The 18,656-nt window shown below is 62.8% G+C and carries 16 protein-coding genes and 1 pseudogene; 4 read left to right on the top strand and 13 right to left on the bottom strand.

Annotation, left to right across the window (positions count from 1 at the left end):
• Positions 1 to 28: 28 nt before the first annotated feature.
• The 4 genes from ACKAMS_RS16365 to ACKAMS_RS16350 all read right to left on the bottom strand — a co-directional run bounded on the left by ACKAMS_RS16365 (position 29) and on the right by ACKAMS_RS16350 (position 6,996).
• Positions 29 to 841: a mycofactocin-coupled SDR family oxidoreductase gene (locus ACKAMS_RS16365; protein WP_046378692.1), complete on the bottom strand. Its 813-nt coding sequence runs from the start codon at positions 839 to 841 to the stop codon at positions 29 to 31.
• A 94-nt stretch (positions 842 to 935) separates the two neighbouring features.
• On the bottom strand, positions 936 to 3,293 hold the full coding sequence (gene treY / locus ACKAMS_RS16360) for a malto-oligosyltrehalose synthase (protein ID WP_070386476.1): 2,358 nt from the start codon (positions 3,291 to 3,293) through the stop codon (positions 936 to 938).
• A gap of 13 nt (positions 3,294 to 3,306) precedes the next feature.
• A complete protein-coding gene (gene glgX, locus ACKAMS_RS16355) occupies positions 3,307 to 5,646 on the bottom strand; it encodes a glycogen debranching protein GlgX (RefSeq protein WP_020908048.1) in 2,340 nt (779 codons plus the stop codon).
• A 57-nt stretch (positions 5,647 to 5,703) separates the two neighbouring features.
• A complete protein-coding gene (locus ACKAMS_RS16350) occupies positions 5,704 to 6,996 on the bottom strand; it encodes an adenosylmethionine--8-amino-7-oxononanoate transaminase (RefSeq protein WP_020908047.1) in 1,293 nt (430 codons plus the stop codon).
• Positions 6,997 to 7,034: 38 nt separating this feature from the next.
• On the opposite strand from ACKAMS_RS16350, the gene ACKAMS_RS16345 reads away from it, so the two are divergent.
• The 3 genes from ACKAMS_RS16345 (at position 7,035) to ACKAMS_RS16335 (ending at position 10,353) form a co-directional block, all read left to right on the top strand.
• Complete coding sequence (locus ACKAMS_RS16345) at positions 7,035 to 8,180, top strand: 8-amino-7-oxononanoate synthase (protein WP_019748828.1); 1,146 nt, start codon at positions 7,035 to 7,037, stop codon at positions 8,178 to 8,180.
• Positions 8,177 to 8,860, top strand: a complete 684-nt coding sequence (bioD, locus tag ACKAMS_RS16340; protein WP_408989258.1) for a dethiobiotin synthase — start codon at positions 8,177 to 8,179, stop codon at positions 8,858 to 8,860. The genes ACKAMS_RS16345 and bioD overlap by 4 nt, the downstream gene beginning before the upstream one ends.
• Positions 8,861 to 8,940: 80 nt before the next feature.
• Entirely contained in the window at positions 8,941 to 10,353 is a 1,413-nt protein-coding gene (locus ACKAMS_RS16335) for a diguanylate cyclase (RefSeq protein ID WP_408989257.1), read from the top strand.
• 59 nt (positions 10,354 to 10,412) lie between these two features.
• Here the strand turns inward: ACKAMS_RS16335 and ACKAMS_RS16330 are convergent, their stop codons facing one another.
• From ACKAMS_RS16330 to ACKAMS_RS16300, 7 genes and pseudogenes are all read right to left on the bottom strand, one after another.
• Positions 10,413 to 11,795, bottom strand: a complete 1,383-nt coding sequence (locus tag ACKAMS_RS16330) for a tripartite tricarboxylate transporter permease (protein ID WP_003941745.1) — start codon at positions 11,793 to 11,795, stop codon at positions 10,413 to 10,415.
• Positions 11,792 to 12,298, bottom strand: coding sequence for a hypothetical protein (locus tag ACKAMS_RS16325; RefSeq protein ID WP_060938925.1), 507 nt, complete (start codon positions 12,296 to 12,298; stop codon positions 11,792 to 11,794). Before ACKAMS_RS16325 ends, ACKAMS_RS16330 begins: the two co-directional genes overlap by 4 nt.
• A 61-nt stretch (positions 12,299 to 12,359) precedes the next feature.
• Positions 12,360 to 13,328 carry a hydroxymethylglutaryl-CoA lyase gene (locus ACKAMS_RS16320; RefSeq protein ID WP_080910802.1) on the bottom strand — a complete coding sequence of 323 codons (969 nt, stop codon included), beginning with the start codon at positions 13,326 to 13,328 and terminating at the stop codon, positions 12,360 to 12,362.
• Positions 13,329 to 13,333: 5 nt separating this feature from the next.
• A pseudogene (locus ACKAMS_RS16315) lies at positions 13,334 to 14,626 on the bottom strand (hydroxymethylglutaryl-CoA reductase, degradative); the annotation flags it as partial.
• A 102-nt stretch (positions 14,627 to 14,728) separates the two neighbouring features.
• On the bottom strand, positions 14,729 to 16,702 hold the full coding sequence (locus tag ACKAMS_RS16310; protein WP_408989256.1) for a helix-turn-helix domain-containing protein: 1,974 nt from the start codon (positions 16,700 to 16,702) through the stop codon (positions 14,729 to 14,731).
• A 10-nt stretch (positions 16,703 to 16,712) separates the two neighbouring features.
• Positions 16,713 to 17,216 carry a tail fiber domain-containing protein gene (locus ACKAMS_RS16305; RefSeq protein ID WP_408989255.1) on the bottom strand — a complete coding sequence of 168 codons (504 nt, stop codon included), beginning with the start codon at positions 17,214 to 17,216 and terminating at the stop codon, positions 16,713 to 16,715.
• Positions 17,200 to 17,328: a hypothetical protein gene (locus ACKAMS_RS16300; protein WP_021333694.1), complete on the bottom strand. Its 129-nt coding sequence runs from the start codon at positions 17,326 to 17,328 to the stop codon at positions 17,200 to 17,202. Before ACKAMS_RS16300 ends, ACKAMS_RS16305 begins: the two co-directional genes overlap by 17 nt.
• A gap of 288 nt (positions 17,329 to 17,616) precedes the next feature.
• On the opposite strand from ACKAMS_RS16300, the gene ACKAMS_RS16295 reads away from it, so the two are divergent.
• The gene (locus ACKAMS_RS16295) at positions 17,617 to 17,781 is read left to right on the top strand and encodes a hypothetical protein (RefSeq protein WP_019748819.1); all 165 of its coding nucleotides are present in this window, start codon (positions 17,617 to 17,619) and stop codon (positions 17,779 to 17,781) included.
• Between the two features lie 5 nt (positions 17,782 to 17,786).
• Here ACKAMS_RS16295 and ACKAMS_RS16290 read toward each other — a convergent pair whose 3' ends face one another.
• Positions 17,787 to 18,161 carry a VOC family protein gene (locus tag ACKAMS_RS16290; RefSeq protein WP_172932062.1) on the bottom strand — a complete coding sequence of 125 codons (375 nt, stop codon included), beginning with the start codon at positions 18,159 to 18,161 and terminating at the stop codon, positions 17,787 to 17,789.
• Positions 18,162 to 18,190: 29 nt separating this feature from the next.
• On the bottom strand, positions 18,191 to 18,604 hold the full coding sequence (locus ACKAMS_RS16285; RefSeq protein WP_021344530.1) for a VOC family protein: 414 nt from the start codon (positions 18,602 to 18,604) through the stop codon (positions 18,191 to 18,193).
• Positions 18,605 to 18,656 lie beyond the last annotated feature (52 nt).

The following is an 18,656-nucleotide window of genomic DNA, read 5'->3' as shown; positions in this document are numbered from 1 at the left end:
AGGACGGGAAAAACTCGAGAAGATTCGATCAGCGGATCAGGGTGCCCAGATCGAGCGGCATCGCGATGCCGGTGATGTGATGGGCCTCGTCGGAACCGAGGAACGCGACGGCTGCGGCGATGTCCTCCGGCTGGCTGACCGGGTCTGGCAAGGTCTGCATGAAGATCGGACCGAGGGTGTGAGCGTTGGCGTCGATGAGCGGCCGCATGTCCGTCATCTGCATTCCGGTTTCCACGCCGTGCGGGTGGATGGTGTTGACCCGAATGTTGTACTGCCCCAATTCCGAGGCCATCGTCTTGGCCAGACCGGTGATGCCGTGTTTGCTCGCGACGTAGTGGCCGAGGAAGGGGAGCCCACGCAGGCCGGCGACGGAGCTGGTGAAGATGATCGAGCCACCGGTGCCTTGCTTGATCAGGTGCGGGATCGCTGCCTTGGCGGTGTGAAAGACGCCGGTCAGGTTGACGTCGAGCGTTTCCTGCCACTGCTCGGGCGTGATTTCCCAGGACATGTTGGCAGAACAGATTCCGGCGTTCGCGACGACGACGTCGAGGCGCCCCAGTTCGTCGATGCCGGCATCGAGCGCCGCGGTCAGCGCAGAGAAGTCGCGGACGTCGGTCTTGGTAGCGACAATTCGTCGGTCCAGAGCCTTGACCAGTTCGACTGTCTCGGCCAGGTCGTCTTCGGTGGCGCCGGCGTAAGACGTGGATTCGAATTGAACACACGCGTCGACGGCGATGATGTCTGCGCCCTCTTCTGCCAGCCGGACAGCTTCCGCCCGCCCCTGACCGCGGGCTGCTCCGGTGATGAAGGCAACTTTTCCGGTGTATCGATTGGCAGTCATGCTCAAACCTCCGAATAGTGGTGACGATCTGCTCTTCGGAAGTTAGCGCGACGAAGTTCTTTTCGGGGGTGAATGTCCAGTCAGCGGAAACCGCTCAGCACACCCTGGTCAACAGGGCACATGGTCCGTCGGCGAAGACATCGCGCGCATCTGCGGACGTGACGGGTTGTCCGCTCAGTGCGTCGAGCCATTCGCCTTCGGGAAGGTCGATTCGTGTGTCTCGCCAGCCGTGCGACGAGAGTCCGAGCGAATGTCGCGTCGCCAGAGCAACGACCATGGGCGGATCACCTGCCGGGCCGCGCGAGAAGCCGACCAGATGACCGGATCCGGAACCTGAAGCGAAGATGGGCCGGTACTCACCGTGATCGAACCACGAGGGGTTCTCCCGCCGCAGTGTCAGTGCCGTGCGAACGAGGTGCAACTTTGCGGTTCCTGTCGCGTCGATCGGCGCGGCGCCGGATTCGAGCAGTGATCGCCTCGTTCCGTAGTCGACAACGCGCCGGTTGTCCGGGTCGACCAGCGAGTCCTCCCACAGCTCCGTGCCCTGGTAGACGTCGGGAACTCCGGGCCCGAGGAGTTGGAGCAGCTTTTGGCCCAGAGAGTCCGCCCAGCCGTGACGCGCGATCCGGCCGACGAATTCGCTGACCGAATCAGCGACAGGTCCGTCGAACACCTCGTCGATCCAGCGGTGCACTGCCGACTCGAAGCCGACGTCCGGATCGTTCCAGGAAGTCCTGGCGCCGGACTCGCGGACGGCTTTCTCCGCATAGGCGTGTAAACGCTCGCGCAGCTCTGGAACCGAGGCTGCCGAGCGGCTGTCCGCCGGCCACACACCGATGATGTTCTGCCACAGGAACAATCCGGTAAGCGGATCAGGGCTGGGGCACACGTTTTCCCACTCGCGAATCAGCCGGGACCACAGGGTCGGCACCTGAGACACAACACCGATCCGTGCCCGCACGTCCTCGCCGCGTTTGGTGTCGTGAGTGGACAGACTCGTCATCGCCCGCGGCCACCGCTTCGCTCGGTCCGCGTTGTGGAGATGGAATTCGGCGACGGAGACGGCAAGTGATGCCGGGTTGCCGCCGACTTCCTGACGTGAGACCAGTCGCGCCGTCCGATAGAAGAGTCGATCTTCGACGGACTTAGCCATGACGGCGCCGCACACCTGCTGGAAGCGAACCGCCGCTTCACAGCCGTTCACCAAGGATTGCGCCAGCACGTTGAACGCCGCTTCATGCCCGGGCGCCAATTCGTGCATGTCGCCGACGATGCGAGCGGCCAAACCGGCGAGGGGACTGTAGTCGGATCGATAGACCGGCATCCGAGCGATCGCGACGACGACTGCGTCGTTCAGTTCGGTCTCGCTGCAACGACTTCCGGTTTCGCGTCGGATTGCGCGCACGAGTCTGCGAACCTCGGGTGCAAGGTCACCGCGCCCGGTGTCGCGTTTGAACTGACGTTCGGTGTGATGCAACCACGTACTGTCCCCGTCGTCGCCGGTCAGATCTGCCGAGAGTTCGGTCAATTCGAGTTCGGCGGCGGGATCGACGAAAATGCCGCCCAGTTGATTGAGTGCGTCGTATCCGGTAGTGCCGTCGATCGGGAGCAGCGGATCGAGTGGTTCCGTATGGCCGAGGATCTTTTCGATCACGAGCCACTGATCTGGTCCGATCAGTTCCCGCAGGCGACAAAGGTACTCCGCCGGATCGGCGAGTCCGTCCGGGTGATCGATGCGAACGCCGTCGATCAGTCCTTCGTCGACCCACGACTTCAATTGCCGATGGCAGAGTTCGAAGACTTTGGGGTCCTCTTGGCGCAGTGCAGCGAGTTCGTTGACGGCAAAGAACCGTCGGTAGTTGATGATTCCGGCGTTCCACGGTACGAGTCGGTACGACTGCCTGGAGTGGACCTCCTGTGGAGATCCGAATTCGGTGCCGGAGGCGACAGGGAAGCGGTGCTCGTAGAACGCGAGAAGTGTTTCCTCACCATCCTTCTCGACAGTCAGTGCGTCGAGATCGTCCTGGCTGCCCAGCACCGGGAGCGAGAGTTTGCCGTTGGCCCCGTTGTCGTCTGCCCAGTCGATGTCGAAGAAGTCCGCGTACTCCGACGACTGCCCGTGCGTGAGAACGTCCCACCACCAAGCATTTTCGCGAGGTTTGGCGACACCGACATGGTTGGGGACCAGATCGACGATCAGGCCCATCCCACGTGATCGAACCGCGCGCGATAGCTCCACCAAAGCCTCGCGGCCACCAAGTCCTTCGGACACGGTCGTCGGATCGGTGACGTCGTAGCCGTGCGTCGACCCGGACGTCGCAGTGAGGATGGGGGAGAGATAAAGATGTGAGACCCCCAATGCCTCGAAGTAGTCCACCTGTGCGGCCGCATCACGAAGAGTGAATGCATCCGGTCGCAACTGCAGTCGGTAGGTGCTGGTTATCGGGGCCATGTGCACGTCTCCCTCAGGCGGTTCTGCGAAGTACCGTCAATGCTCGCGCTTTTACATCCAATGTTGTTCCGGCCTTGATCACGGTATCGCTCTCACCAGTGGGGACCGAGGTGTCGAGTACGACGGTCCACTCCGACGCGTAGTCCGCGTTGGGGGTGGAGAATTCGAGATCTTCGTAGTGAGCGTTGAAACACAGGAGGAACGAATCTCCCGTGACACGCTCGCCGCGGTAGTTCGGTTCCGGGATCGCGTCGCCGTTGAGAAAGACGGCCAACGACTTACCGAAACCGCTGTCCCAGTCGGCCGGAGTCATCTCCTCGCCCGACGGCGTGAGCCAGGCGATGTCTCGGCCCTGATCGCCACTTCGAATGGGTCGGCCCTCGAAGAATCGACGACGCCGGAAGACCGGGTTCTTGGCGCGCAAGGCAATTGCGCGCTTGGTGAACTCGACGAGGTCCGCATTGGTTTCCGCGAGAGTCCAATCCATCCATGACAGTTCCGAATCCTGGCAGTAAACGTTGTTGTTACCCTGCTGAGTTCGGCCCATCTCGTCGCCGTGAGCAAGCATCGGGGTGCCCTGGCTGAGCATCAGCGTAGCCAGGATGTTTCGGCTCTGACGTCCACGCAGTTCGAGGATTTCGGGGTCGTCTGTGGGGCCTTCGACGCCGCAGTTCCAGGATCGGTTGTGCGATTCGCCGTCGTTGTTGTTCTCGCCGTTGGCTTCGTTGTGCTTCTCGTTGTACGAGACGAGGTCGTGCAGGGTGAAACCGTCGTGAGCGATGACAAAATTGATGCTCGCGCCGGGGCGACGTCCGGTCGCCTCGTAGAGATCCGAGGATCCGGTGAGGCGGGAAGCGAACTCGCCCAGCGTTGCCGGCTCACCACGCCAGTAGTCGCGGACGGTATCGCGGTACTTGCCGTTCCATTCGGTCCACAGGCCTGGGAAGTTGCCGACCTGGTAACCGCCTTCGCCGACGTCCCACGGTTCGGCGATCAGTTTCACCTGACTGACGATCGGATCCTGTTGCACCAGATCGAAGAAGGCGGAAAGGCGGTCCACGTCGTGCAGTTCACGGGCGAGTGTCGAGGCCAGGTCGAAGCGGAAACCGTCGACATGCATTTCGGTGACCCAGTACCGCAGCGAGTCCATGATCAATTGCAGGGTGTGCGGATGACGGGCATTGAGGCTGTTGCCCGTTCCGGTGTAGTCCATGTAGTGCGCTTCGTCGCCGTCTACCAGTCGGTAGTAGGCGGCGTTGTCGATTCCGCGGAAGCTGATGGTCGGCCCCATGTGGTTGCCCTCGGCGGTGTGGTTGTAGACCACGTCGAGGATCACCTCGATACCCGCCTGGTGGAAACTGCGCACCATTGCCTTGAATTCCGCCACGGCCGCATCGGGTTTGGCGGCCGAGGAGTAGTCGGTGTGCGGAGCAAGAAAGCCGAAGGTGTTGTAGCCCCAGTAGTTTCGCAGTCCCTGATCGAGCAGCACCTGGTCGTGCATGAACTGATGGACCGGCATCAGTTCGATCGCCGTGACACCCAGATTGGTGAGGTGCTCGATGATCACCGGATGCGCGAGTCCGGCGTAAGTGCCGCGCAATTCCTCCGGAACTCCGGGGTGCGTCGCGGTCATACCCTTGACGTGCGCTTCGTAGATGACCGTCTCGTGGTACGGACGCTTCGGCGAGCGGTCGGATGCCCAGTCGAAGAACGGATTGATGACGACGGTCGACATCGTGTGACCGAGCGAATCATGTTGGGGGAAAGGGATGGTAGCGGGTTCGTCGACGAGCGGTTCGGGATCGAAGGGTTCTGGGTCGAGGCTCTCGTCCGATTCCTGATCGTCCGTGGGTGACTCGTCTTCGAGGCCCACCTCGCCCGATTCGGCTTCCGAACTCGTTTCGTCGGTGGCTTCTTCCGGCTCCACGGCAGGAGTTTCGTCGTCTCCAGCAGGTTCGGGGTCCGCCGCCGACTCGACGTCGTACGAGAACAGTGAACGGTCTCCGTCGAAGTCTCCGTCGAACGCTTTTCCGTACGGGTCCAGCAGGAGTTTGCTCGGATCGCAGCGCAGACCTGCAGCCGGATCGTACGGCCCGTGCACGCGGTAGCCGTATCGCTGGCCGGGGGACACGGACGGAAGGTACGCATGCCAGACGTAACCGTCGACCTCGTCCATCCGAATGCGGGTTTCGGTGCCGTCCTTGGCGATCAGGCACAGTTCGACGGCTTCGGCGACCTCGGAGAAGAGCGAGAAATTGGTCCCCGCGCCGTCGTAGGTGGCACCGAGTGGGTACGCACTGCCAGGCCATACCGGGATGGGAGTGGCTGAGGGCGCGCTCGGCGGTTGATCCATGAATCAGACCCTATCGGGTGCAGCCGATCGAATCTTGTCGACTGTCTACGCCGCTGATCACCGTTTCGCCTGGCTGCGGGCGGTTGCAAGCATTCCGGCTGTGATCTGTTCCACCTCCGCGTCCGAACACAGGTACGGAGGCATCGCGTACACGAGGTTGCGGAACGGTCGAAGCCAGACCCCGGCGTCGACGGCCGCATCGGTGGCGCTCTGCATCTCGACCGGCTGCTCGAGTTCGATCACCCCGATTCCGCCTTTGACTCGAACGTCCACCACCCCGGGAATTGTGACGGCTTCGGCGAGGCCGCGAGTGAGGCCACGTTCGAGGGTTGCGACGTCACGCCGCCAGTCCATTGCGAGCAGAAGTTCGGTCGACGCGACCGCGACAGCGCACGCGAGTGGATTGCCCATGAAGGTGGGGCCGTGCATCAGTCCGCCGCCCTCGCCGGCAGTGATGGTCTCTGCGATCTCCGTGGTGCACAGCGTTGCCGCCAGACTCATGTACCCGCCGGTCAGTGCCTTGCCGACGCACATGACGTCGGGACTGACGCCGGCATGATCGGCGGCGAACAGTTCACCGGTGCGTCCGAATCCGGTCGCGATCTCGTCGAAGACCAGGAGGACTTGGTATTTGTCGCAGAGGTTACGTAGGTCGATCAGGTACGCGGGGTCGTGGAAACGCATTCCGCCGGCGCCTTGGACTACGGGTTCGACGATCACCGCGGCGAGGTCCTCGTGATGCTCGGCCAGCAGCGTTTCCAACTCCTGCACGTATTCGGGGAGATAGTCCGCCGGGGGAGTCTGCGCGAAGACCTGAGGGCGAAGGACGTCGGTCCAGAGAGAGTGCATGCCGCCGTCGGGGTCGCAGACGCTCATGGGGGTGAATGTGTCGCCGTGATATCCACCGCGCCAGGTCATCAAACGATTCTTCGACGGTTTTCCGAGGCTCCGCCAGTACTGCAGGCACATCTTGACTGCTACTTCGACGGCCACCGAACCGGAGTCGGAGAGGAACACCTTGTCGAGGTGAGGTGGTGTGATGTCGACGAGCAGTCGCCCGAGGCGAGCGGCGGGTTCGTGCGTCAGTCCGCCAAACATGACATGACTCATCTTGCCCAGCTGCCGTGCAGCAGCAGTGTCGAGCACGGGATTGCGGTAGCCGTGAATGGCGGCCCACCACGAGCTCATTCCGTCGACCAATCGGCGGCCGTCGGAGAGCGTGAGGGTAGCCCCCTGGGCAGAGTCGACGATCAGCGGACGAGTCGACGCGGGAAATGATCCGTACGGATGCCAGAGGACATCGGCATCGATGGCGGAGACGTCATGGGGATCAAGTCCAGTTGTGAGCACGGATGCACCCTAACCATTGAGTTGAACGGTGTTCAAGTATGGTCGGAAAAGTGAACACCTCGCTGAATTGGCTCACTGCCGTCGAAGCGGACCGTAGGGCCGCTGGACTGCGCCGCGAACTCCGTCCTCGCACGGTCGACTCCCCGTTGATCGACCTGGCGTCGAACGATTACCTCGGACTCGTGCGGCACCCCGACGTGATCGAGGGTGCAACGGCGGCTCTGCGCCGTTGGGGCGCGGGCGCCACGGGTTCGCGTCTGGTCACCGGCACCACCACCGAACACGAACTGCTCGAAGTCGAACTGGCCGAGTTCGTCGGGGCGGACTCCGGACTGGTCTTCTCTTCCGGCTACACAGCCAATCTCGGCGCGGTGACGGCGCTCTCGGGTCCCGGATCGTTGATCGTCTCCGATGCGGGATCGCATGCCTCACTCGTGGATGCCTGCCGCCTGTCACGTGCCCGGGTTGCGGTAGCTCCGCATTCGGACGTGAGCTTTCTCGCCGACACGTTGCGCAGCAGAGTGGAAGAGAGAGCGCTGGTCGTCACGGATTCGGTCTTCAGCGCCGACGGAGACCTCGCGCCGCTGCGGGAGATGCATCAGGTGTGCCGCGAGTACGGGGCGATCCTGCTGGTCGACGAGGCGCATGGCATCGGTGTGCGCGGTGCCGGTGGACGTGGACTCGTCCACGAGTCGGGCCTGGCGGGTGAACCTGACGTCGTCGTGACGGCAACGCTGTCCAAGTCGCTCGCCAGTCAGGGCGGAGTTGTACTCGGCGACAACAAGATTCGCGCGCATCTCATCGACGCGGCAAGAACGTTCATCTTCGACACCGGTCTCGCTCCCGCCGCTGTCGGCGCGGCCAGAGCTGCACTCGCCGTACTCCAGCGCGAGCCGACGCGAGCGCTCGACGTCCTGGCCCGGGCATCCGAACTCGCCGACGTCACCGGTGCACCGTCGCCTGAATCTGCTGTCGTCTCGGTCGTTCTCGGCGATCCGCAACGGGCGTTCGATGCCGCGTCGGCGTGCCGGGATCAGGGGTTGCATGTCGGTTGCTTCCGCCCGCCGTCGGTTCCGGAAGGAACGTCACGGCTGCGTCTGACCGCACGAGCGACGCTGTCCGCATCCGAGATGGAGCAGATCGCTCTCGTACTGCGCGACGTCTTGGCCGGTGCCCGAGCATGAGCATTTTCCTGGTGACCGGAACGTCGACGGACGTCGGAAAAACAGTGGTGACAGCCGCATTGGCATCGGTGGCCTTGCAGTCGGGCAAGTCGGTTGCAGTGCTCAAACCGGCCCAGACCGGCGTCGACGTGGACGGTGCGGGTGATCTGGCCGAGATCGAGCGTCTGACCGGTGGCGGCGTGACGCTGGTCGAGTTGGCGCGGTATCCCGAACCTTTGGCGCCGGATACTGCTGCCCGTCGAAGTGGTCTCCCGTTGTTGGCGCTCGACGACGTAGTCCGAGTCGCTCGCGACCTGGACACCACCCACGACTTGACCCTGATCGAAGGTGCCGGCGGCTTGTTGGTTCGGTTGGGGGTGGACGGGTTCACCGCGCGCGATCTCGCCGCAGCTCTGGCAGCACCGGTAGTGCTGGTGGTTGCGTCCGGCCTGGGCACGCTAAATCACACCGCTCTGACCGTGGAAGCGCTGGGTGCATCCAGTGTGGAATGCGCCGGGTTGGTGATCGGTTCGTGGCCGCAGGAACCGGACCTCGCCGAGAGATGCAATCGCGAGGATCTTGTCTCGGTCAGTGGTGTTCCCCTTCTCGGGTTGATGCCTGCGGGAAGTGGCAGCGAGAGTGTCCAAGAGTTTGCTCAGACCGCTTTGGGCGCGCTCGGTAAATCTCCTTTGGCCAACTGACGCCGTAACATCCGATTTGTCTGCATCGATAGCCAAGGCACAGTAGGGCGAATTGTGAGTAGGTCAGCCGAATGTAGGTGGTGAGCACGGTCGAAAAGTCGTTGGCGTCATCGGCCGTACGTCGCGCACTGCTTATCGGCGTAGTCGTCTTCGTCTCGTGCCTGGTCGGAATTCTGAGCCGCCTACCGGGCACGCTTGCTGTCTTCTGGCCGGCCAATGCGCTGCTTCTCGGGATTCTCTTTCGATCGCCGCGCTCGGCCACACCGCTCACCTGGATCTGCGCTGCAGCCGGCTACGTTGGAGCCGACCTCATCACGGGCGGGGCGTGGGAGTCCACGGTGTGGCTCAACGCGGCCAACATCGTCGGGGTTGCGAGTGGCTTTTACGCCTTCCGCTGGGTGGGCGGCGACGATCGTCGACTGACCAGTATTCAGTCCGTCGGCTATCTCGTGTCGATGACTGTCGTGGCCGCGTCGATGGCGGCGCTCGTGGGCGGAATCGCGAACCGCGTGCTGTTCGGCGGGCAGTGGTGGGACGGCTGGTTGCTCTGGTTCTCGAGTGAGTTCGTCAACTACATGACCATCGTCCCGTTGGTGCTGACTTTCCCTTCGCTTCGGCGGGTGGATCGAGACCCGAAAGCTGTTGCCACACTTCTGCGTCGATCAGTTGTTCCGACAGCGCTGCTGGCCATCTGCATCATCTTGGAGTGGGTGATCGGCGGCGCCGGAGCGATCGCGTTTGCCATGCCGGCGCTGGTGACTGCCGCTTTGCTCACCAATGTCTTTGTCACGTCGGTGCTCACCGCCGCATCAACTGCCTGGACGTTGGTACTGACGGCCGACGGGCATCTCGGATTGTCCAGCGAAGGCGTCTCGCCCGTCAGTGCGTCCGTCCAGATCGGATTGTCGTTGCTGGCGGTAGCGCCGATCGCGGTGGCGTGTGTGATCCTCGAGCGCCGCCGCGCGCTCGAGGCACTCACACAGGCCGTCACCCACGACGATCTCACCGGTGCGTTGCGCCGGGACGAGTTCCTGCGGCGAGGCGGCAGCGTGACGGGTGCGCCCGATCCGCGGCGCCACTCTGGTCGTCCGGTGAGCGTCCTGATGATGGATCTGGATCACTTCAAGATGGTGAACGACAACGTCGGCCATCGCGCCGGTGATACCGCGTTGGTGAGTTTTGCCGATCAGGTGCGGCGGAACCTCGATGACAAGCATCTCTTCGCCCGATTGGGCGGCGAGGAGTTCGTCGTACTGATGGCCGGCGTCGATCTCGAGGGTGCGACCGAAACGGCCGAGATGATTCGACGCGCACAAGCGGAGAATTCGTCGGCGGTATTGGGTGAACTCGGGCCGACGGTCAGCATCGGCGTCGCATGTTCACCCCACGGCGACGCAGACCTGACGCAATTGGTCGATTGCGCTGACGAGGCGTTGTACCGAGCGAAGAAGCTGGACCGGAATCGAACCGTGGCGCTCACGGTCGGTAGCTGAAGAAACACGTGCGGACCCGCATTCTTGCGGGTCCGCACGTGTTGGTGGAATCCAGCGATTCAGAACAGATTGATCAGGGCAGGAACGCTGAACAGCGCCACGTAGTAACCCATGAACAGAACACCGCCGTGAATCTTGAACAGGCGCCCGAGAAGGCCACCGACCAGGCCGACCGTCACGGTGATCAGAAGCCCGAGGATGCCGCCCTCCCAGATACTGATGACCACAACCAGTCCCGTGAACACCGCGATCACAGCTTCGTGACTGATGTGCTTGACCACCGCTGACGCAGCGCGGTAGGCGTAGTTCATGGCAAACGGGTACGCGATGACCGTTGCCGTGACCACTGCGAGCAGTCCGTAGAGCAGGAACTCCCACTGCGTCAGGTACGTGGAGAGATTGTTGATCACTCCGGTTTCTTGATTGGTCTCGAAGACCGGCGGAGCGTTGAACAGAGGGGCCGCGGGACCTGCTGCCAGCGGGCTGAGCGGAAGGCCGAAGGCCACGAGAGGGATGAGGGTTTCCGCGATGTAGGTGGATTCCGTCGTACCGTTCTTTGCCGAGACCATGGTGGTCAGTCGGTGATAGCCGTTCTTGATCCGCGCACCTACCAGCTCACCCATCAGAACTGTCATGGCGACGGGGCTGAAAACGAACGTTGCGCTCGACACCGTGGAAGCGGCTGCGGTGTAACCGATCTGCTTGCGATCGAGGACCTTCAGAGGATTGGGGAAGTATCCCTTCCATCCTTTGATGTCCGGGGCCAGTGCCACGGTCTTGGGTTCGCTGCGTTCCATGTCCTTGCGGCTCGACGGCCCCAGGGTCAGCGCGAGGTCGGCGATCAGCGGCCCGACCGCAATGGCCAGGAAGTAGCTGATGTTCAGCGACACGTCGTAATTCGACGTCAACGCGCGGGCACCGAGGATCAAGATGACAAACGGAACGAGGGCGACCACCCCGGCCCAGCGGCCTGGTGAGGCGTAGGCGATGCCGATGGCGGCGACCAGGAACAGCCACGGTGCGATCGACTGAACGGTGTCGGCGAACGGCGCGAGGATGGTCGCGAACAGAACGGCAACCGGCACGGCGACGAACGCCGAGATCACTGCTCCCGAGATCGCCTTGCGGAGTGCGATGTGCGGGATGCCGAGTGAGCGCATCATCTGCGCTTCCGGCAAGAGCGGAATCGCCATCGTGTCGCCGGGAATGCCCAGCAGCATCGTCGGCACCGCATGCGTCATGTGTTTGGCGATCGCACCGGAGAGGAAGAACGTGAAGACTGCCGCCGGGGGAGCGCCGAGCAGAATCACGAGCAGAGTCAGCGGTGCGATGGTGGCGGTCTCGTCTGTGCCGGAGATCAATCCGATGAACGTGAACGCGACAGCACCGATGATGCCGAAGAGAACGGCGATGAGAATTTCGTTGGTCAGAACCGAACTCATGCGCGCCCACCGCCCTTCGGCGGGTTCGAGGGCGATGTCTTCGAGGCCTGTGCGTGCTCGGCCTCGGCAGCGGCGAAGTGGTCGTACAGACCGAGTTCGCGAAGTTCCTGTCGGCTCTGCTCCGGAATGTCGGCGAGAGTGCCCAGACCCTGACGCTGCTCACTCATCGTCGTGATGACACCGTCGATCGACTCCGCGTCGGCGGCGGCCAAGGCGACTATCCGCTTCGGCTTGATGAAGATTCCGCAGACGACGCCGGCGAGCAGGCAGGCAGCGATACCGACCAGCAGGCTGTACGCCTGGGCCAACGACGGTTCGTTGACGACCCGTTCGAACAGAGACTGGGCCGCAAGCAGAGCCGAGGCGCCCACGACACTGCCGACTGCGACGGAGATCGCGAGGTGTCGACCGTTGACAGTGTCGCCCCAGACTTCGAGGTATGTCTGCTGATCGGTCGGCGCGGTTGTGGTGGTCGGCGTCGTTGCCGACTGCGGTGGTGACATCAGTCTTCTCCAGTGTCATGCATGGCAGGGGGTCGTACAGGGAGGGGCTTGCTTGCGAGTGTCAGGTACGTGCTGCGCGGAGGGCGGTGACGACTCGGGACGGACTCGAGTGTCCGATCTGTTCGGCCATCCAACTACTTGTGTCGGTAAGGGAATCCAGGTCGATGCCGGTGTCGATCCCGAGGCCGTGGAGCATCCACACCAGGTCCTCGGTGGCGAGATTCCCGGTCGCGCCCTTGGCGTACGGGCACCGTCCGAGACCACCTGCTGAACTGTCGAATTCGGATACTCCAGCGGTCAATGACGCATAGACGTTCGACAGCGCCTGGCCGTAGGTGTCGTGAAAGTGCATGGCGATCTGCGATGTGGGGATGCCGCGTTCTCGGAGGGCGTCGAGTAAGGCGAGCACATGGCCAGGTGTGCCGACGCCGATGGTGTCGCCGAGTGAGAGTGACGTGACACCGCTGTCGACCAGGGTCTTCGCGATGTCGGCGACACGTTCGACGGGCACAGTGCCTTCCCAAGGGTCGCCGAAGCACATCGAGATGTAGCCGCGGACGGGAAGTCCCAGAGCTCTTGCGGCGGCAGTGACCTCGGTGGCCGCGGCTATAGCGCCGTCTACCGTCGAGTTGAGGTTTCGTTTAGCGAATTCCTCTGTAGCGCTGACGAATACTGCAACTTCGCGCGCTCCGGCGGCAACGGCCCGCTCGAGACCCTTGCGGTTCGGGACAAGAACGACCGTACGTACCGAGTCCGGCAGGTGCAGCCGATCCATCAATTCTTCCGCGTCCGCGAGTTGCGGGATCCATCGAGGTGAGACGAAGCTCGTCAATTCGACAGTGCGGGAACCGGCCGCGACGAGGCGTTCGATGAACTGGGCTTTCGTCTCGGTCGGGATCACCGCCGTCTCTGCTTGAAGTCCGTCGCGTGGCCCGACTTCGTAGATCCGGACCGAGGTCGGTAGTCCCGGCGCCGGCACTCGATGAGGCGCCGGCTTCCACACTGGTGATCCTGCAACTGTTTCGGTCATTGTCGTCAGTTTCCGCCGCGGATCTCGGCGAGAACCTTCTCGGCATGTTCGACGCGAATGCTCTTGTCCGCGATCAGGCGTGCGACCACGGCGTCGATCTCGCTCTTCTGCGCTCCGGCGGTGGCAGCGATGTTGCGGGCGTGCAGTCCCATGTGTCCGCGTTGGACACCTTCACTGGCCAGAACGCGGACAGCGGCCAGGTTCTGCGCCAGACCGACTGCCAGGATGATGCCGGCGAGTTCCTCGGCGCTCTCGACGCCGAGCATCTTGATTGCGGCCTGCGCTACGGGGTGCACTTTGGTGGCCCCGCCGACGAGGCCGACCGGCATGGGCAGCTCGAGGGTGCCGACGATGTTTCCGTCGGCATTCTTCTCGAAATGCGAGAGCGAGGAGTAGATTCCGTCGGCGTTGACTGCATGGGAGTGGCATCCGGCTTCGACTGCGCGCGTGTCATTTCCGGTAGCCAGCACTACGGCGCTGATGCCGTTCATGATGCCCTTATTGTGCGTCGCGGCGCGGTAGGGATCCAGCTCGGCCAAGCGCGCGGCATGGATCAGGTTGTCCACAACCTCTGCGCCGCCGATCAATTCGGCGTCGAACACGGCGCGAACGCGCGTCAGCCGCAGATCGGCCTTGTTGGTGAGAATGCGCAGGACGACGTGTCCGCCGCCGATCTCGGCGACTCGATCCGCGATTGCCTCGGCCATCGTGTTGACGGCGTTGGCGCCCATGGCATCTCGTACGTCGACATGAAGATGGAGGACCACGTAGGTGGCCTTGTCCGAAGGGACGATGCGAACCGAAATGTCCTTCACACCACCGCCGACGCTGACCAACTTCGGGTCCTGCTCGTTGGCGAGTGCAATGATTTCCTCGCGAGCCTCGAGGAGTCGGATTCGGGCGGCCGCCGGATCCACGACGTCGACGAGTTGTATCTGGGCCTGCATGATCGGCGGGGTGCTCGAGACGTGAAAGCCGCCGAGTCCGCGTGCGATGCGGGCAGCGTTACTCGCGGCTGCGACTACCGACGGCTCCTCGGTGGCGAGAGGGATCAGGTAGTCCGTGCCGTTGATCGTGAAGTTGGTGGCGACGCCGACCGGGATGCCGATGACGCCGACTACGTTCTCGACCATGCGATCGGCCTGATCGATGGTGAGACCGTCGGCAGCGTCGTAGACCGCGATGTCTGCTTCGGTCAGGTCCGTCTGGCGGACGATCTCGGCGCGCCGTGCGGCGACATCGTAGGACCGGAAATTGGCGATACGGCTATTGATAGACCGGCTGTTGATTGACACGGGGGTGGTCCTCCTGAAGTGATTCTGTGCTCCGCTTCACAGTAGGGAGGGTGATGGCTGCCAGGCCACGTGCTCAGGGCACATCGATTGGTCGAAATTGTAGTGTCATGCACCACCGTCTTTGTCGACGGTCTCACCCCCGGCCTCTTCGGCGCCCACTTGCCGAAGCTCGTCGAGCCTCGTCGCCATGGACACCCGAAAGAAGTTCTCGTCTTCACGCCACGAGTGACCGAGGAGCGTGCGGATGCGCTCGAGACGCTGAATGACGGTGTTCGGGTGATAGTTGAGGGCGCGGGCAGCCTTGGTCGGGCTTCCTTCGTTGCGCACGAGGGCGCGCAGGGTCGCAGTGAGATCGGTGTCCTTGTCGCGATCGTAGGCGAGTACCGGGCCGATCACGTCATCGATGAACTGATGAAGTGATTCCGGATTTTCGCCGAACAGAACGGTGTACGGCAGATACGACGCCGTCGTGACCGCGCCGTCGGTCTTGCCCAACGCCGAGAGCAGGCGAGCAGTACGCAGGGCAGAGGTGAAGCGCGCCGGGAGGTCTTCGGGACGCTCCGCCGTTGCCGGCGCAATCACCACGGCGTGAGGTCCCACCGAACCGGTGATCTGGCGGTGAACGACGGTTGCCGCGGCTGCCGGGTTCCCCGAGCGCGAGACCACCGCGATCAATCCGGCGTGCTGCGACGCCAAAGCCCCGACCGGCAAACTCTGGCCGATTGCGCGGAGCGCAGCGGTGCGGAGTTCCGGAGCAACCGACACCACGAGGACGGTATCGAGTTCGCCGAGGGAGATGCCGAGGTTGCGGGTCCGACGTTCGAGATCGCGCCTGCGCTCGGGCGCAGTGCTCAACAGATCGGCGACCAGTTCGTCACGTGCGCGCCGATCCGCTGCTGCCGCCGCCGTGTGTTGCAACACGAGGATCGCAGTAACCTGAGCGGCCCGTTCCACGGTCCTGAGTTCGACAGGTCCGATCGGCGCGTCCGAACGATTCAGCAAGATGGCCCCGAGGAATGATTCGCCGGCGGTGATGGCGCTGACGAGTTGGATCACGGTTTCACCGTCATCGGCGACAAACGTGCATCGGCCGCTTCGGCGACTCTGGTCGATGGCCTCGGACACGGCGCGAGGTAGAGACAACGGCACCGTCGTGATCTGCTCGCCCGAGGATTTGACCAGAGGGCGTAGCTCACTGTCGACCACGACGGTGCCGCGATCGAGAGAGTTGCTGAGGGTTCGTGCAACCTGGGCATAGCCACCGCCGCGGAGAACGGCGTGGATCAGATCCTGGTGGACGATGTTCGATTTGTCGCGCGCGGACACGTGCTCCCGCAGTTCGTCGAGTGCTCGCCCGGTCTCGGCGGCGGATTCCTCGGCGCGATCGAGCGCCCGCGCGGTTTGCAGGACCACCGAGGCATGATCCGCCAGCGCCGAGAGCAGGGCTATCTGATCGGCAGTAAATCGTCGTTCCCGGCGGTCGGCGGCAAACAGGACTCCGAGGATCTGGCCGTCCGAGAGCATCGGCACGCCGAGAATCGCTACCAGACCTTCGGCGACTATCGCGGCGTCGACCACCTCGTCGTGACGCGACTGCGTGTAGTCGCTGTAGTTCTGAACCCATTGGGCTGCTCGAGATTCGGCAATCGCACTGACCAGTCCCGCGCCGGCGGGAACCTGTAGATGCTGTAGTTCCGGCGAGACGGCGCCTGCTGTCTTTCGAACATTCAGATCTCGGGTGACCACATCGAACTCGGAGAGGTACGTGACGTCGGTGCCCATGATGTCGTGTGCTCGGTTGACGAGTCGCTGGAGCAGAGTGTCCACGTCGCGAACTTGCGCGAGTTCACGCGCACTCGAGTAGAGGACCGCCAATTCGTTCTCGCGACGGCGTAGTCGGCGAAATTCCGACCGACTGGCCCGGATGCGGGCCGCGGTCTGCGTGATCTCCGTTGCGCCGAGGCCGAATTCGGAAAGTACCTGTTCGACATGTTCGTCACCGACGGAGTCGGACGTCACGTCGAACAGCGCGGCAATCTCGTTGGGTTCTGAGTCGGAGTCTGAATCAGGGGCGGTCACACCGAACAAACTACAGACCTGCGGACCTACCGAACTCGTCGAGCGGCGGGGGTGTGTGACTGTTGTTGACCTTTAATGCATTTCGATCCGTGCCCGTGCCTCCCAGTTCTTCGTGCAGTCTGTCCATGTCCTTCTCGAGCGCGCTGACCTTTGTCTCGAGGGCGAGAACTTTGCGGTTCAATGCTTGGATGCTCGCCATGCAGACGCCGTTTGCATCGACGGCCGAGATCCGACGGGTGTTGGATCCCAGGCCGAAGACTGCGGCAAAATCCTGTGCCATCGGTCCGAGATGACGGATCGACTTGTGGTCGAAACCGTAACTCCACGTGCTGATTCGGAGAGCCGTCAACCGGTCGAGCACGTCCTGGGCGCTGGTGGGAACGGCTGCGTCTGTGTCCACGCCGCGGCGACGTGTGGCGTGCGAGAGCACCCACTGCGCTGGGTGGCGCATCGCCGCGTTGACCCGAGTGCCCAAATAGTCAGTGCGCTCGCCCTCGTCAGGCGGTGAGGTCACGTCGCGCAGTTTTGACGGTCTTGTCGCTCAGCAGAATTCCCGCTCCCGCGCCCAGTAGTCCGAGGCCGATTCCGACAGCAGCGCTGCCGAGGCCCAAAGCAATTCCCAACATGATTCCTCCAAAAATTGTGCGGTGAATTGAGGGGCCAGGTGTCCGACGAAAGTGCTGCCGACCTGCTCCGCGCTCATCTTTCACATTGCTCCGCCGTGCGGGCGATGACAACCCGTCTGGACCGAATTTCTCGTGGAAAACACAGGCGTGCAACACTGGGTCAAGAACTGCTGGGTCATCGGCGCCTTGTCGGCGCCGTACGGGCGGCAGTAATCAAGTAGCCATCGACCGATCTCTAACGCAGGTTTATCTGCGCGCGGCAACGATGACCAGGCAAAAGGGTGGCATGTGAACGAATCGAGCAATGGCTTGTTTTCCGACCTCAGCGCGTCGGAGCCCGTTGTCGACGCAAAAAGCGCCGAGCAACTGGCGGCCGAGCGTGAAACTGCGGCAGCAGAACGCTCGAACACCGACACCGCTGAACAGCGGCAGTCACAGCTGTTCAGCGGTTAAGCGCGTCAGGACTCCTTGATTACCGACAGAACATTGCCGGCTGGATCGGTGAACCACGCGATGTCGGGGCCGTTGCCACGCATGATGCCTCGCGCATCCTGGGGGAATCCGTCGTATTTCAGAAACTCCACGCCACGTGCGGTCAGTTGATCGACGGTTGTGTCGATGTCGTCGACGACGAAGTTGAGAATCGTGTACGTCGCCGCTTCGTGATTCGGTTTGGGATAGACGAGGATTTCGGTTCCGCCGGCAAGATGTAGCCGAATCAGCCCCATGTCTTCATCGGTCACTTTCAGCCCGAGTATTTCGCCGTAGAACTTCTGTGCAGCATCGATGTCTGTCACCGAAAATCCGCTGAATGCTTTGGTGTCCGCAAGCATGGCTATCTCCGTTCCTAGCTGTTGTCGGACTAGGTGGGTTGGGAATCCGTCATTCCGGATTCCATGTCGGCCCTGGCCTCCTCGCTGAACTCGATGATCTGAACGTAGTTTCCGTCGGGGTCGATCGCGGTGGCGAACAAACTGCCCCCGCGGACTTCGAGCGGAGCGTGCCAGTTTCCGCCGAGTGCGTCGATGCGCTGTGCGATCGACCGGGCGTCGTCGGTCTCGACGTTGAGGAACATGCGACCCGGCTGGGGGTTGGTCTCACCGACGTCGTCGCGTCTGTCGAGCATTACGTAGAAACCGTTGAAGTCGAGGACGTCGTAGCCAGGTTCACCGGGAGTCCGGTCGACCTTCGGGGCGAACGCCTCGGCGTACCAGTCGCGCAATCGTTCGGGGTTGGTGCTCGAGAGCAAAATGCTGCTGATGCTGGATCCGGACATGGGTCCTCCTGCTGTCGGTCGTTACTGTCGTCGGCAATCGAGGCTCTGGCCA

The organism is Rhodococcus sp. 5A-K4, from assembly GCF_046097995.1.
In the GTDB taxonomy this organism is placed as follows: Bacteria; Actinomycetota; Actinomycetes; order Mycobacteriales; family Mycobacteriaceae; genus Rhodococcus_F; species Rhodococcus_F erythropolis.
This window is presented reverse-complemented; position numbering and strand designations above follow the sequence as displayed.

Bases quoted from the DNA above. Each gene is read 5' to 3' on its own strand.
- treY (WP_070386476.1), bottom strand. From the start codon at position 3,293: ATGGCCCCGATAACCAGCACCTACCGACTGCAGTTGCGACCGGATGCA.
- ACKAMS_RS16290 (WP_172932062.1), bottom strand. From the start codon at position 18,161: ATGCTTGCGGACACCAAAGCATTCAGCGGATTTTCGGTGACAGACATC.
- ACKAMS_RS16345 (WP_019748828.1), top strand. From the start codon at position 7,035: ATGGTCGGAAAAGTGAACACCTCGCTGAATTGGCTCACTGCCGTCGAA.
- ACKAMS_RS16285 (WP_021344530.1), bottom strand. From the start codon at position 18,604: ATGTCCGGATCCAGCATCAGCAGCATTTTGCTCTCGAGCACCAACCCC.
- bioD (WP_408989258.1), top strand. From the start codon at position 8,177: ATGAGCATTTTCCTGGTGACCGGAACGTCGACGGACGTCGGAAAAACA.
- ACKAMS_RS16365 (WP_046378692.1), bottom strand. From the start codon at position 841: ATGACTGCCAATCGATACACCGGAAAAGTTGCCTTCATCACCGGAGCA.
- ACKAMS_RS16330 (WP_003941745.1), bottom strand. From the start codon at position 11,795: ATGAGTTCGGTTCTGACCAACGAAATTCTCATCGCCGTTCTCTTCGGC.
- ACKAMS_RS16320 (WP_080910802.1), bottom strand. From the start codon at position 13,328: ATGACCGAAACAGTTGCAGGATCACCAGTGTGGAAGCCGGCGCCTCAT.
- ACKAMS_RS16325 (WP_060938925.1), bottom strand. From the start codon at position 12,298: ATGTCACCACCGCAGTCGGCAACGACGCCGACCACCACAACCGCGCCG.
- glgX (WP_020908048.1), bottom strand. From the start codon at position 5,646: ATGGATCAACCGCCGAGCGCGCCCTCAGCCACTCCCATCCCGGTATGG.
- ACKAMS_RS16300 (WP_021333694.1), bottom strand. From the start codon at position 17,328: ATGTTGGGAATTGCTTTGGGCCTCGGCAGCGCTGCTGTCGGAATCGGC.